The 14,656-nt window shown below is 44.6% G+C and carries 11 protein-coding genes; 2 read left to right on the top strand and 9 right to left on the bottom strand.

What is annotated here, in order from left to right; all coding sequences use genetic code 11:
• Positions 1-25 precede the first annotated feature (25 nt).
• From AB4114_RS00730 to AB4114_RS00745, 4 genes are all read right to left on the bottom strand, one after another.
• The gene (locus AB4114_RS00730) at positions 26-1,009 is read right to left on the bottom strand and encodes a sugar ABC transporter substrate-binding protein (RefSeq protein WP_441986680.1); all 984 of its coding nucleotides are present in this window, start codon (positions 1,007-1,009) and stop codon (positions 26-28) included.
• 87 nt (positions 1,010-1,096) lie between these two features.
• The gene (locus tag AB4114_RS00735) at positions 1,097-2,737 is read right to left on the bottom strand and encodes an AraC family transcriptional regulator (RefSeq protein WP_441986681.1); all 1,641 of its coding nucleotides are present in this window, start codon (positions 2,735-2,737) and stop codon (positions 1,097-1,099) included.
• Positions 2,738-2,805: 68 nt separating this feature from the next.
• On the bottom strand, positions 2,806-3,777 hold the full coding sequence (locus AB4114_RS00740) for an ABC transporter substrate-binding protein (protein WP_441986682.1): 972 nt from the start codon (positions 3,775-3,777) through the stop codon (positions 2,806-2,808).
• 575 nt (positions 3,778-4,352) lie between these two features.
• Complete coding sequence (locus AB4114_RS00745) at positions 4,353-5,306, bottom strand: NADP-dependent oxidoreductase (RefSeq protein ID WP_441986683.1); 954 nt, start codon at positions 5,304-5,306, stop codon at positions 4,353-4,355.
• A gap of 251 nt (positions 5,307-5,557) precedes the next feature.
• Here AB4114_RS00745 and AB4114_RS00750 point away from each other — a divergent pair, with 251 nt between their 5' ends.
• The gene (locus AB4114_RS00750; RefSeq protein WP_441986684.1) at positions 5,558-5,983 is read left to right on the top strand and encodes a VOC family protein; all 426 of its coding nucleotides are present in this window, start codon (positions 5,558-5,560) and stop codon (positions 5,981-5,983) included.
• Positions 5,984-6,067: 84 nt separating this feature from the next.
• On the opposite strand, the gene cls is transcribed toward AB4114_RS00750, so the two are convergent.
• The 5 genes from cls to glgB all read right to left on the bottom strand — a co-directional run bounded on the left by cls (position 6,068) and on the right by glgB (position 13,336).
• Positions 6,068-7,555, bottom strand: coding sequence for a cardiolipin synthase (gene cls, locus AB4114_RS00755; RefSeq protein WP_441986685.1), 1,488 nt, complete (start codon positions 7,553-7,555; stop codon positions 6,068-6,070).
• 81 nt (positions 7,556-7,636) lie between these two features.
• Positions 7,637-9,067, bottom strand: coding sequence for a glycogen synthase GlgA (gene glgA, locus AB4114_RS00760; protein WP_441986686.1), 1,431 nt, complete (start codon positions 9,065-9,067; stop codon positions 7,637-7,639).
• 52 nt (positions 9,068-9,119) lie between these two features.
• The gene (glgD, locus tag AB4114_RS00765; protein WP_171628736.1) at positions 9,120-10,232 is read right to left on the bottom strand and encodes a glucose-1-phosphate adenylyltransferase subunit GlgD; all 1,113 of its coding nucleotides are present in this window, start codon (positions 10,230-10,232) and stop codon (positions 9,120-9,122) included.
• 6 nt (positions 10,233-10,238) lie between these two features.
• Positions 10,239-11,387, bottom strand: coding sequence for a glucose-1-phosphate adenylyltransferase (locus AB4114_RS00770; protein ID WP_441986687.1), 1,149 nt, complete (start codon positions 11,385-11,387; stop codon positions 10,239-10,241).
• Positions 11,330-13,336 carry a 1,4-alpha-glucan branching protein GlgB gene (glgB, locus tag AB4114_RS00775; protein WP_441986688.1) on the bottom strand — a complete coding sequence of 669 codons (2,007 nt, stop codon included), beginning with the start codon at positions 13,334-13,336 and terminating at the stop codon, positions 11,330-11,332. The genes AB4114_RS00770 and glgB overlap by 58 nt, the downstream gene beginning before the upstream one ends.
• A gap of 182 nt (positions 13,337-13,518) precedes the next feature.
• Between glgB and AB4114_RS00780 the strand changes: the two genes are divergently transcribed.
• Entirely contained in the window at positions 13,519-14,640 is a 1,122-nt protein-coding gene (locus tag AB4114_RS00780) for a peptidylprolyl isomerase (protein WP_441986689.1), read from the top strand.
• Positions 14,641-14,656 lie beyond the last annotated feature (16 nt).

Raw genomic sequence — 14,656 nt, forward strand, 5'->3', positions numbered from 1 at the left:
ATCATCATTTTACTACGAATAGTTTTCAGGGCGCTTTCTCCTCTTCTCCAGATGAAGTCACCACGCTAATTGGCGTGAAGTAGCTGTTCTCAAGCGGCAGCTGCGCAGCATCTAACCAACGTTTCATCAAATTAACACTGAGAATACCCATATCTTCATAATGCTGCGAGAGCCCAGCTTTCACCTGCCCATTTTTAATAAGCATCATGGTTTGGGGAGAATCATCGAATTGGAAAATCGGATATTCTTTGGTCCGCGAGCGTGAATGCGCCGCTTGAACGATACTCTCTCCCGTTTCGGACGACAGTCCGATAAAGGCCTTCACATTCGGATAGTAATTCAAAATATCGTTCGTTTGCATCTTCGGTTGTGTCATATCAGGATCATTAGCTGCAATTACGACCCTTAGTCCTTCGTATTTTTTAAAAACTTCAGTCAAACCTTTCAAACGCAAGTCATCCGTTGATGGTGAGGATATACTCTTAATGACACCGACTTCGCCTTTTCCATTCAACTGGGTCGCAATATACTCCCCCATAATAATCCCTTCTTGATAATGATCGGAACCGATATAGGACTTGCGCAAGCTGCTCGGAGCATCGGAATTAATCGTAATGATCGGTATTCCTTTCTCCGTCGCCTTCTTCACCATTAGATTAAAATCTGGATGATCCACACCTTCCACAACAATCCCGCTCGCTTTGGAAGCGATTGCAATATCGATCTGCTTAATTAACCCTTCCAAGTTCGAACGGTAAACACCCCAGAAATCAATTTGGATATGATGTTCTTCTGCGGCCTCTCGTGCCCCTTTTTGAATGGCATTCATCATAAAGCTGCCTTGCTCCTGTGAGATGATCACGATGCGTTCGGCATGTTCATGCACCATAGGTTCCMCAGCAGTCGACATACTCAAATCGCTTTGATAAATCTTGAGCATATAGTAGAACGAAAATGACAGCGTGACAAAACTACTGGCTATGATCGCAATCAAAATCAATTTTTTCATACTTTCACCCACAGACTCTTCCAATTTCCAGTAATTCTATCATGATTTCGGAGATTCGAATAGAATCAAAATAAAATCCAGCAACAATTACGTTGCTGGAAGTAGGATTTGTGCAATCTGCTGTAAGACACGCTCATGATTGAAAGCCGTATGTTCATTCCAAGGTGATTCCCAGCCAGCATACCCAGGAGTTAGATGAACCTGCCCCTTTTGGACTGCCGCTAAACCGCGCCAATCCCCCTGTTTAGATAGGTTAGCCCAAGTCGCTTGGGAAATTGGATCCTTACAAATATTCACAATCAGATGATCAGCCTCAAAACCTGCCAACTCCGTTACTTGAACGGGTTTCGTCCAATGAATATCACGCAATTGACTCGCTGGGTTTAGTTCCAAATCATCATACAGTACCGTACCGGCAAGACTCCCCCACACCAATAAGTCATTGTGATGGACAATTACGACTACTACTTTATCCTCTTTCATCGTCAGCTTGACCTTCTCTCTTACATCAGCAGCTTTCAAATTGTAGCTTTGAAGCCACTTCACTGCCTCCTTCGATTTACCAACGAAATCACCGATAATGACTAAATGCTCACGCCAATTTCGATCCCATGGTAAAAATAATGTCGGGGCTGTTTCCGATAACTTCACTTGCTCAGCTTTGGGAATCCATGCGTCAATCCCAATAATGTAATCTGGTGACGACTGTTGTAAGGCTGTAAGATTGAACTCATAATGATGACTCAATGGAACAGTCACATCAAAGGCATATTTATTCCGATAAAAATCAGTCCAATAATGATCCATAGGTGCGGCATAGGGAATAATTTGAAGCGCCAGCAACTGTCCAATATTCACCCAACTATAAGCGGCTACCTTCATCTTCGTATTCTTCAAATAAACAGCAGGCGCCATCCCCATATGCTTCTTGAAATTATTGCTGAAATAAATTTCATTCTTATACCCAACCTTGAAAGCTATTTCTCGAATTGAGGCATTCGGGAGCTCACGCATGAGTTCCTTTGATTTACTTAAACGTAATTCTGTCACATATTCAATGACGCCTTTACCAAATTTCTCTTTAAATAAGCGCATAAAATGGAAACGACTTAAACCTGCCATTGCCGCCAGCGCTTCAATCGTAATTTCTTCCGTATAATCCCGCTCCAGCATGAACTTCGCATAATCCAATGCGATCGACGTTTTGTGTTCCTCATTTTGCAAGACTAAACTGAGCAGTTCATAGAATCCCGCCTCTGCCCGGAAGCGGTCCGCAATTGTACTATTTTCCCAATGCGTCACGATCATTCTAACGAGAGGAATGACGGTCGACACGGCAAGATGTATCGCCTCACCTTCACCTGGGAATGTGTTGACAGGCTGAATATTAGCTTCTGTGGCTTCTTTTTGCAGAACCGCTGCTGCTTGAAACCTGAGCACATAAACGCCATGATCCTCGTCTTTAGGCAAACCTACTTCAATAAGCTGTCCCGGCTTACAAATAAATACCGTGCCTAATCGCAGCGGGTAATACTGACCATTAATGACCAAACGGCCATCCGACGTATCTGAGACGACAAGCATGAGCGAGTCCGCCTGAATGAAATCTCGTTCAACCGGCCATTGCAGATCCTTTATCACGATTCGTTCAATGGTTGTCAGCTTATACCACATCGAGTTCAATGAATTCTCGTCCTCTACTTCCGGCGGAGTAACCTCTTGTTTCATATTTTTCCGCTCCTATGTATCTGATTGAAACACGGAAAAGACAAGAGAATCCCCCGTCTTCACTCGAGCTATTTAACTAAATTACGTAGTACATCATCGATAATTAATTGATTGGCCACTACGTTTTGATTGAACCAATGACCTGAATCCACCTCATACACATGACCTTGCTTCACCGCGGGCAGTTGTTGCCATAATGGATTATCCACAGGAGGCTTCGCACGACCTTTGCCAGAGAGGAAGAAAATGTAATCAACATCATCCAGTTGTGCTAATGTTTCCAAGGAATACGTATCATAGTCACCCTTTAGCAATTTCGGCTGTTTGAATCCAAAGCCTTGGTACAATAACTTCCCACTATAGAAATTCGCGCCGAACAATTTAAAGCCTTTTTCATTTGCTGATTGGAATAATACGGCTGATTTGTCCCCTACAGCTGTTCGAATCTTATCTTTGGAAGCAGCTAGCTTCTCATCATATTTTTTAATGGCTTGTTCAGCTTCCTTTGATTTGCCCAACACTTCACCTAGCTTGGCAACATTTCCACGCCAGTCCGTCTCATCATTAGACAAGACGAAAGTAGGAGCAATTTTGGAGAAATCTTCATACGTGCCATTCTTCATATAAGTAGGAGCGGCAAGAATTATGAGATCTGGATTATGACTTAACGTTTGCTCGGGTTTGAGTCCACCTTCCATGGCCAGAACAGGAACACCGTTCAACACATTTTGCAAATATTGCTGCGGTTCACCAGCCGCGGACCATTGCGCAACTGGCTTGATGCCGATAGCCGTTAATCCATCTTCTAGGAAAGGTGCAATCACACGCTTAACCTCGCCAGGGATTTTCACTTCATGTCCCATTGCATCCTTCAGGACACGCTCTTGCGGTGCTTTGGCAGCCGGAGTCGCTGTGGCTTGGGTCGTACTTGCAGGCGCGGCTCCATTTTTCGTATCTGTACTGGCACCACAGCCGGCTAGAAATAAAGAAGACACGAGTAGAACTGCTGTGAAATTAACTAATTTTCTTGCTTGAATCATAATACATCCCCCTAGATGATACTGATAATCATTATCGATAATTAGGAGTATATAGGACAATTCCTTATTTGTGAATACGTAAAAATGCTGACTTTTCTTGTTGCAACCGCACGATTGCATAGTTTTGGAGTAAGATGTGCGCTAGCAGGCGATGGTCGACCGAGGTTCTTYTCTTGCGCACAATTTTTGTGCGCTAGCGGGCGATGGTCGACCGAGGTTCTTCTCTTGCGCACAATTTTTGTGCGCTAGCGGGCGATGGTCGACCGAGGTTCTTYTCTTGCGCACAATTTTTGTGCGCTAGCRGGCGATGGTCGACCGWGGTTCTTCTCTTGCGCACAATTTTTGTGCGCGAGCGTGCGATGGTCGACCATGGTTCTTCTCTTGCGCACAATTTTTGTGCGCTAGCGGGCGATGGTCAACCATGGTTCTTCTCTTGCGCACAATTTTTGTGCGCGAGCGTGCGATGGTCGACCGGGGAACCTCTAACTGAGCTCTTCTAGTGCGTTAAAGTGGCGTATTAGTGAGGTCGTTAAGGTTTGACGGCAGGTCCTTTGTTACGCATTCATGAAAAGAGCTCAATCGATCATCCGCAGCACAATACGACCTCGTCCGTGCCCCGTCTCGCTCTTCTCATGTGCTTGACGCACATCTTCCATTGCAAAGCTTTGCTCGATGTGAATCGTTTTTAGCTTTCCCTCATCGATTAGCTCAGCAATGGCTTTCAAATCTCCCTTCGTGGCGATGCCCGGACGAATCAAGGTAATACCGTGCTGCTTGGCTTTCATCAGCGGCGGTTGGCCCGCGATCGAGGCCAATCTGCCTCCATGCTTCATAACAGACCATGTACGTGCAAGTGTGTCCCCACCCACCATATCCAATACGAAATCGACATTCTGTACGATCTCTTCGAATCGTTCAGACGAATAGTCAAACACCATGTCTGCGACTAATGATGCCACATAAGACACATTCGTCGGCCCTGATGTACCAATGACTTCAGCACTGATCCCTTTCGCGAACTGTATCGCGAACATCCCAACGCCTCCCGCAGCGCCATGAATCAGAATACGCTCGTTCGGCTTCACTTGACCTTCCGAAACAATGGCACACCACGCAGTTGTGGCTCCTCCTGATAATGTTGCAGCTTCTTCATAGGATATCGAAGCAGGCTTACGAGCAATCACATCCTCAGGCGCTGTCGTATACTCCGCGTATGTGCCCTTCGTACTGCGGCCGAATACAGGATCTCCAATCTTCCAGGTGGACACCMCTGTTCCAACTGCCTCAATTACACCCGTGAAAGCTGTTCCCGGAATATGTGGGAATTGGACCGGCATCGGGAATAATCCACGGCGTATTTTCCAATCCACAGGTAGAACACCAGCGGCATGTATGCGAACAAGCACTTTCCCTTCTTGTGGCTGTGGAATAGGGACTGTTTCTACTTGCAGGACCTCAGCCTCACCAAAAGCATGATAACGCACAGCACGCATGGGATTAGCCTCTTTCTTATCCATATGATCGCTCATCTTGGCTCTCTCCTCTTTTCTTCGCATGTATGGTATATTTAATGTGTTGACGGATGAAGCACCTCCCTTACTTGCCAAAGCTCGTGCCGCGATGAGCCAAGCCTCCGATCAGGTACTCCAATCTTTATCCGCCGTAGGCAAAAGCCAACTCCAGACATTGTTATTCCGCTTATAGGTCTGGTGGATTTTCTATGTAACCAGTGGTAGAATATAGGAGATTGTCCCAATTTCACAATTAGAGGAGAATGGTCATGTCAATTAATGCTTATTTAAATTTCCAAGGAAACACTCGCGAAGTTGTGACTTTCTATGCAGAAGTATTTAATCTGCCCACTCCCAAAATCATTACTTTTGGCGATATGCCAGCTCACCCCGACTATCCGCTTCCTGAAGAAGCCAAAAATGGCGTTATGCACGCTCGTCTAGATATTAACGGAAGCCCGCTTATGTTCTCTGACGTATTCCCAGGTATGCCTTACGTTGTAGGAAATAACATCAGTCTTTCCTACGTTAGCGCAAACGCCGATGAAATCCAAAACGTATTCCATAAGCTCAAAGAGGGCGGAAAAATTGCCATGGAGCTTCAAGCGACGGACTGGAGTAAATTGTACGGTCAAATTGAGGACAAGTTTGGCATTCTTTGGCAGTTCAATCTTGATAGTGGCGAAAGCTTCTAGACATTACAAATAGTTCTCTCTAACGAAAAAGGATTCCAAAGCTCACTTCCTTCAAGTGAGTTTACGGAATCCTTTTTATTTGCACTATAAGATTGGTGATATCAGCTTCGAAATCGACTCCAGGAAACGGATGCGAAGTGAGCGCTTCTCATATTCCTCCAGCGTTAACTCCATACACCCCTCCATATCCTTCCAGAAGGTGTTTTCCAGCTTTGCTGCTGTCTCTTCATGAAACATCAGCGCATTCGTCTCAAAATTAAGCCTTAAGCTGCGAATATCGAAATTCGCGGTACCAACTGAGGCCACTTTGCCGTCTACGATAATTGTTTTGGCATGTAGGAAGCCGTAATCATACAGATAGCATTTCACACCTGCACGCAGCAGTTCACCCACATAATACAACGAAGCCCAATGGACGAATAAATGATCCGCCTTCTCAGGTATCATAATCCTTACATCAATCCCCGACAGAGCCGCAATTCGCAAAGCATTCAGCATACTTTCTTCAGGAATAAAATAGGGTGTTTGCAACAAAATTCGGCTTTTGGCCAAATGAATCAACTTCAAGAACGTATATACGAAATGCGGCCAAGTTTCATTCGGGCCACTTGCGACAATTTGCATCGGGACCCTACCTTGCACGGCATTCTCCAAGATTGCCGGGAAATACGTCGTATTTACTTCCAATGATTCTGTTGATGCAAGGTTCCAATCCAGTATGAACCGAGATTGCAACGCTCGCACGACGCTGCCCGTCAATCGAAGGTGTGTATCCCGCCAGTAACCAAATTTTGGATTTAATCCCAGGTATTCATTGCCAATATTAAATCCGCCAATATAGCCGATCTGCCCGTCAATAATTACGAGCTTGCGATGATTCCGATAGTTAACACGATAATTAAGAAAAGGAATACGTGAGGGAAAGAATGCCGCTTTGTGTCCACCTGCCAGTAGAAAATCCTTGAAAAACGAATCTTTCAACGTACGTGAGCCGATATCATCATATAGAAAACGAACAGTCACCCCTTGTTTAGCTTTCCGTGTGAGCACTTCCATGATCCGCTGACCTAAGTTATCATTTTTGACAATATAATATTGCATGTGGATATGATGCTCGGCAGCCTCAATTCGACTAATCAAATCATTAAATTTCTCGACCCCATCTGTGAAAATATGTACATCGTTATCCTGTGACAAATATGAATCATTCGTAGCGACATTCAAATAAATTAAATACCGATACTCCATCACCATTGGATCGATATAGGGAAAAGTCCCGTCCATGAGCTGCTGCCGCTGCTCACTAATCACAGTCTGCATCCGTTCCTGCATGCGCTTATTCCATTTATACAGCTTGCGCCGGCTCAAGTTTTGACCCAACATCACGTACAATAGAAAGCCTAGAATAGGAATGAATAGCAGCACCATTAACCATGACCATGTTGCAGCCACATTACGTCTTTCTAAGAAAACCACCGTGAGCGCCAATAAAATATTTACAACAAACAACACGGTCAACATATGAGAAATCCAATCCATGCCCATTGTACCACTCCAACCCTCTTTACTCATCTGTATCTATTATACCTGAATTTTCAAAATAACGAAAAAAGCCCCCTCATTCTTTCGAATCAAGAGGCTTTCTCCCAGTATTTAAGAGGTCATTTCATTGTAAATTGTAATATATTGCTGCGCAGATTTGCGCCAGCTAAAGTCACCTTTTTTCATATTTTGCTGAATCTTCATCCAACTGTCACGGTCATTCTTATAAAAGAAAACCGCTCGCCTGATGATATGAAGCATATCATGGGCATTGTAATGCGTKAAGGAGAAACCTGTACCCTCTCCTGTAAACTCATTATACGGCTGCACCGTATCCTTCAGACCGCCCGTTTCACGAACGATGGGTACGGAACGATAGCGTAGCGCAATCAACTGCCCAATGCCACATGGCTCGAACTGTGATGGCATTAAGAAGAGATCTGAAGCTGCGTAGAACTGGTGTGCTAACGCTTCATCAAAGTAAATGTGCGCCGACACCTTGGTCGGATGTGTGACTGCAGCGTTCCGAAACATTTGCTCATAGACAGGCTCGCCCGTACCAAGAACAATTAGCTGGATGTCCAAGCTTAAGATTTCGCGAAGCACGTGCTGAATCAGATCTAAACCCTTCTGCTGTACAAGACGAGTAACCAGTACAATCATTGGGATATCACCGTTCACAGGAAGTCCTAGACGCTCCTGAAGCGCCGTCTTATTCTGCGTCTTCTTCGGTAAAGAGTCCCGATAATTCACAACCAGATTCTTATCCGTCATAGGGTCGAACACGTCGTAATCAATTCCGTTCACGATGCCCGTTAATTGATCCTTGCGGTGACGCAACAGGCTGTCCAAGAATTCACCGTAATACGGTGTTTGAATCTCCTCCGCATACGTCTGACTAACCGTTGTAATCTGATCTGAATACAACAGTCCACCCTTCAGGAAGCTTGCGCCACCATGAAGCTCTAGCGCTGTTCCTGAGAAGTGGTCATCTGACAAACCAAACAAATCCTTAAACACTTGTTGGCCAAAAACACCTTGGTATTTCAAATTATGAACGGTTGTCATCGTCTTGATCTCGCTAAAGAAAGGCAAATGCTGATAATGAGCCTTCAGCAACACAGGAATCATACCTGCTTGCCAATCGTGACAATGAATCACATCCGGCTGGAAATCCAGATAAGGCAGGGCTTCAATGACACCTCGACAAAAGAAGCCAAATCGCTCCGCCTCATCCCCAAAGCCATAAATACCAGATCGCTTGTAATAAAACTCATTATCGACGAAATAATAGGTAACCCCTTCATGCACCAACATATCAATTCCGATATATTGCTTGCGCCAGCCGAGCTGCACATCAAATGATGTCACATGTGTCATCAGATCTCTAAACTTAGCCGGGATATCACCATATTTGGGCAAAATAACACGTACATCAAGTCCCTGACGCGTCAGCTCCTTAGGTAAGGAGCCGATCACATCCGCCAATCCGCCTGTCTTTATAAAAGGAACGGCCTCCGAAGCCGCGAACAGTATTTTCATCTTGCCACTCCTCCAACTTTGCTAGAACCTGACCTATCACACGAACTTGCGATTAGATCACTTTGGTTTTCGCTGCAATGAATGGTGCTTTATTGTCACCTGTTAATACACGGCCGCGACTAATGAAGACGTCCTTATCCAGAATCGCATTCTCGATAATTACGTTTTCCTCAATCTCGCAGTTTTGCAAAATGATACTGTTTTTCACGTAGGCGCCTTTGCGGATCTTCACCCCGCGGAACAGAATGCTGTTCTCCACTTTTCCTTCAATCTGGCAGCCATTTGCGATAAGTGCGTTCTTAGCGGAAGCGGAGTCCAAATATTTGGCAGGCGGCTCATCCTTAACCTTGGTATAGATCAGATTATTCTTCTGGAAGAACAGCTCGCGCCAAATCGCAGGATTCAACAGCTGCATGCTGTGTTTGTAGTAGCCTTGAATCGAGTTCACAATTCCCAGATGCCCTTCAAACTTATAGCCATACACGCTAAGCTTATCAATGTTTTTCATAATGCCGTCACGCACCAAATGATCATATCCTTGCGCTAAGCAGGATTCGACCATATCCAGCAGTAAAGCCTTGCTCATAATATACATTTCCATGGAAATGTTATTTGTCCGCAGTCGGCCCGTGTGATCTTCCATCAATGTTACTTGACCTGTGTCTTTCACTGCCATTCGGCGGAATTTCCCATGGACTTCTTCATCGGTTTGCTTATATATCACGGTAATATCCGCTTGCATATCTTCGTGATAACGCACTGCATCGTTCAAATCCAGATTGCACACCATGTGGCTGCGGGAAATAATGACGAACTCTTCTTTACCGCGGTAGAAATAGTCACGATGGCTATAGAACTGATACAAATCACCGCGCGAGATGCCCGTCGGTTCATCCAGTACGGAAGGTAGGACGAAAAGTCCCCCACGCTTACGATCCAAATCCCACTCTTTTCCAGATCCCAGATGGTCCATGAGCGAACGGTATTTGTGTTGAGTGAATACAGCTACATTGTCAATCCCTGAATTCACCATATTCGAGAGTGCAAAATCGATTAACCGATAACGACCACCAAAAGGCACAGATGCCGGGCAGCGGAAATAAGTCAGTTCCTCCAAATCATCCGGTTCATTGACTAAATTAATGACTCCCATCACATGTTTCATCTGACATCATCCCTTCTGATTAGCGTAGCCTGTTACCCGTTCGTTACCGCCAATAAGTACAATTTCACCATCGCCATCGACAACCGCACCATCTTCAACGACCGTATTCTCACCAATAATCGCTTTGATAATCGTTACGTTATTACCAATCTTAGCATTCGGCATAATGACAGAATCTTTAATTTGGCTGCCTTCACCTACTTGAACACCGAAAAAGAGAACGGAATGATCAACATCTCCAAATATCGCACAGCCCTCATTCACCAATGAACGTTTAATATTTGCCGTAGGCGCCACGTATTGTGCAGGTTGGTACGGATTCTGTGAATATACACGCCAGTCTTTATCATTTAAGTTTAACTCATTATTGTCATCTAAAAGGTCCATATTCGCTTCCCATAAACTATCAATGGTTCCGACGTCCTTCCAATAGCCTTCGAATGGATAAGCAAACATTCTCGCTTCATCCTTCAGCATCATCGGAATGATATCTTTCCCAAAGTCTTTACTAGACTCAGGATTCGCTTCATCCTCAAGCAAATACGATTTCAATGCTTTCCAGTTAAAAATGTAAATCCCCATAGAAGCCAGGTTGGAGTTTGCTTCCTTCGGCTTTTCAGCGAATTCAGTAATCTCCTGCTTCTCATTTACGCTCATGATGCCGAATCGGCTAGTCTCTTCCCATTTCACTTCGATTACAGCGATCGTTGCGTCCGCTTTTTTCTCTTTGTGATAAGAAAGCATGAGATCGTAATCCATTTTATAAATATGGTCACCCGAGATGACCAAGACGTATTCTGGATCATACTGTTCGATAAAGCCGATGTTGCGATAAATCGCGTTTGCAGTTCCTTTGTACCAATCTCCGCCTTTTTGCTCCATGAACGGTGGCAGTACAGTTACACCGCCATGCTTGCGGTCAAGATCCCAAGAGCTTCCAATACCAATGTACGTATTGAGAACAAGAGGCTGATACTGCGTAAGAACGCCTACGGTATCAATCCCAGAATTCGTACAATTGCTGAGAGTAAAATCAATGATGCGGTATTTGCCGCCAAAGTGAACAGCTGGCTTAGCTAAATTGTTCGTCAGTACGCCTAATCTTCGCCCTTCTCCTCCAGCGAGGAGCATAGCAACACATTCTTTACTGCGCATATTTGATTTCCCCCTTCACCTTCATCAATCTCTGATTGGAATTCACTCACACACTTGATATAGACAGCCGCAAGCGGCGGAATACATAACGATAAACTGTATGGCATACCATGCATGGGACTTGCCTTGCTTGTGATTGGCAGCGTATTTCCTTGTCCGGAACCGCCAAATTCTGTAGCATCGCTATTAAATACAATTTCGTAGAGACCTAATTTCGGAACGCCGATCCGATAATCCGGATGAACAACAGGTGTGAAATTACACACAAGAATAAGTTCATCCTCCGGCGATTTCCCTTTTCTCATATATGTGACAACACTTTGGCTCTCGTCATGGGGATTAATCCATGCAAAGCCTTCTGGATCATGATCCAGCTGCCACAAGGCTGATTCGTTCAAATAAAATTGATTGAGCGACTTCACGTAGTGATGCATCTGCTCATGCTTCTCGTAACCGTCTAATAGAAACCAATCCAGCTCCTCGAGATCCTTCCATTCGTCGAATTGACCGAATTCACTTCCCATGAAGAGCAGTTTTTTCCCTGGATGCCCCGACATATAGCCATATAATACACGGAGATTAGCAAATTTCTGCCAATAGTCTCCTGGCATCTTATGCAGGAGTGAACGCTTACCATGCACGACTTCATCATGTGACAAAGGCAGTACATAATTTTCGCTCCATGCATACATGAACGAGAAGGTAATCAACTTGTGATTATATCTGCGGTGGATGGGATCCAGTTTCATATATTTTAGCATATCGTTCATCCAACCCATATTCCACTTGTAGTTAAATCCAAGTCCACCTTCGTGCACAGGTGCCGTAACAAGCGGCCAATCCGTCGAATCTTCCGCCATCATCAGCGCGTCTGGATAATAGGAGAATACAACTTGATTCAGCTTGCGGATGAACGCAACGGCCTCCAAATTCTCCTCGCCACCGAGTTGATTTCGAATGGGCTCCTCATTCCATCTGCCGAAATTAAGGTGCAGCATAGAAGCAACAGCATCTACTCTGATCCCATCCATATGATACATGTCCATCCAAAATAAGGCATTTGAGATTAAGAAACTCTGAACCTCCGGCCTGCCGAAATCGAAGGTAAGTGTCCCCCACTCCAGCTTCTCTGCTTTGCGAGGGTCTTCATATTCATACAAAGGCTTGCCATCAAACTGACGAAGACCGTGACTGTCCTTGCAAAAATGACCTGGGACCCAGTCCATAATGACCCCAATTCCCTTCTGATGACAGCGATCTACGAATCGCATGAAATCCTTAGGGGCACCGTGACGACTAGTTACCGAAAAGTACCCTGTTGCTTGATAACCCCACGAACGATCGAAAGGATGCTCCGCTAGCGGCATGACTTCAATATGCGTATACCCCATATCAGCCGCATAATCCACCAATTCAGTCGTTAATTGTTCGTACGTGTACTGCTCTTCGCTTGTACGATCTTTTTTACGCCAAGTGCCTAAATGCACTTCGTAAATGGACAGCGGCTTGTTATAAGCGGGGACTTCTTTCTTCTGCTGCTGCCAGGCTTGATCCTGCCAATCATAACCATCTAAATCTACCACCCGCGATGCCGTACCGGGCCTTAATTCAGAATAGAAGGCATAGGGATCAGCTTTTAACAAAATCTGCCCTGTCTGACTATGAATTTCGAACTTGTAGTAGTCGCCTTCACGTGCTTCGGGAATAAAGATCATCCAGAGTCCTAATGAACTAATTTTTTCCATCCTATGCTCGCCGGATTGCCATTCATTGAAATCTCCAAGTACAAACACGGTTCTTGCATGCGGTGCCCATACGGCGAATCGAACACCTTCATGCCCTTTTTCTTTGCTAACATGTGCCCCTAAGATACGATAACTGTGGAACAGGGATCCTTCATGAAGCAGAAACAAATCCTCGGAGCTGGGTATACCAACGTTTGCTCCCACATTATCCCTCCCTATTTCGACATGTCTATACTCTAAGATGCGTGTAACAAATCGTCTCTACCTCTACAAATACAACAAACAGGTAAGGAATTCCTTCAATTCGATTCGAATAAAAAAAAGGAAATCTCTCAACCTTCGGTGAATTATTGATAGGACTAGAAATGAAAGGTGGAACACTCATAATGAAAGATAAAGTAAAAGGACTTATCGTAGGTTTAACTATTGGTTCTGTTTTAAGTGGAACTGTAGCATTTGCAGCTGGGACACAAATCGAAGTAGCTTTCCGTAATCTGACGTATATGTTTGATGGTGTGGAAAAAGCGCCAACGGACGCCAAAGGATTCATCTATGAAGGAAATACGTATGTACCCCTGCGCTTTATGAGCGACTCACTTGGCAAGAAAGTTACGTGGGATGATGCAACAAGTACAATTTGGGTTGGAAATAATCCGAATCAAGTCGTTGCAACATACACAGGCGGAACGGTAACGAAGGGAGAATTCGATACGTTCTTTAATCTCAAAGCCCTGTTCAATAGTTCGCATGCGGCTTCGAAGGACAACCTAGACTATCAGACTAGTGTCCTTAAAGAATTAGTGACGAATCGAATTCTTTATAGTCGTTCATCAGAAGCAGATCAGGCTGCTGCAAAAACAGCCGCAGCTGCACAAGTAGCAGCTTGGAAGCAACAGTTTKGGGAAGATAAATTTAAAGCGGACTTGCAATCAGCGAATTCAACGGAAATTTATCTTCAATATTACCTCGTTGGCAGCATGACAGGGATTAACTATGTGAAATCGAGTATTACAGACGTTCAGTTGAAAGCACAATATGATGCTGCACTTGCTGCGAATAAAGATGCGTTTACAATCGCTTCCGTACGTCATATTTTGATCGGACTTAACGACGCCGAAGGCAAAACCCTTCGTACAAAAGCAGAAGCACTTACACTTGCCAAGGATATTCAAACCAAGCTCAAAAATGGCGGAGACTTCGTAGCGCTTGCTAAGCAATACTCCGAAGATCCAGGTTCAAAGGATAATGGTGGTCTTTATGCTGATGCCGATGTGAGCCAATGGGTTGAAGGATTCAAAAACGCAGCGATCTCTCAAGCGGTTGGAACGATTGGTGATCCCGTTGAAACCGAGTTTGGCTACCACGTGATCAAAGTTGACTCTCGTTCTGTTAAACCTTTTGCTGCAGTAAAAGAATCACTGCGTGCTTCACTTGAACAGGCGCAATTCCAACAATTTACTGAAAAAGAACTGCCTGGTCTGATTGAAAAGATCGATTTAGGTCAATAAATGGTGTACAATGGAT

It is taken from the genome of Paenibacillus sp. 2RAB27 (assembly GCF_052115445.1).
Taxonomy (GTDB): domain Bacteria; phylum Bacillota; class Bacilli; order Paenibacillales; family NBRC-103111; genus Paenibacillus_E.

Bases quoted from the DNA above. Each gene is read 5' to 3' on its own strand.
- cls (WP_441986685.1), bottom strand. From the start codon at position 7,555: ATGAGTAAAGAGGGTTGGAGTGGTACAATGGGCATGGATTGGATTTCT.
- AB4114_RS00770 (WP_441986687.1), bottom strand. From the start codon at position 11,387: ATGCGCAGTAAAGAATGTGTTGCTATGCTCCTCGCTGGAGGAGAAGGG.
- AB4114_RS00750 (WP_441986684.1), top strand. From the start codon at position 5,558: ATGTCAATTAATGCTTATTTAAATTTCCAAGGAAACACTCGCGAAGTT.
- AB4114_RS00735 (WP_441986681.1), bottom strand. From the start codon at position 2,737: ATGAAACAAGAGGTTACTCCGCCGGAAGTAGAGGACGAGAATTCATTG.
- AB4114_RS00740 (WP_441986682.1), bottom strand. From the start codon at position 3,777: ATGATTCAAGCAAGAAAATTAGTTAATTTCACAGCAGTTCTACTCGTG.
- glgD (WP_171628736.1), bottom strand. From the start codon at position 10,232: ATGAAACATGTGATGGGAGTCATTAATTTAGTCAATGAACCGGATGAT.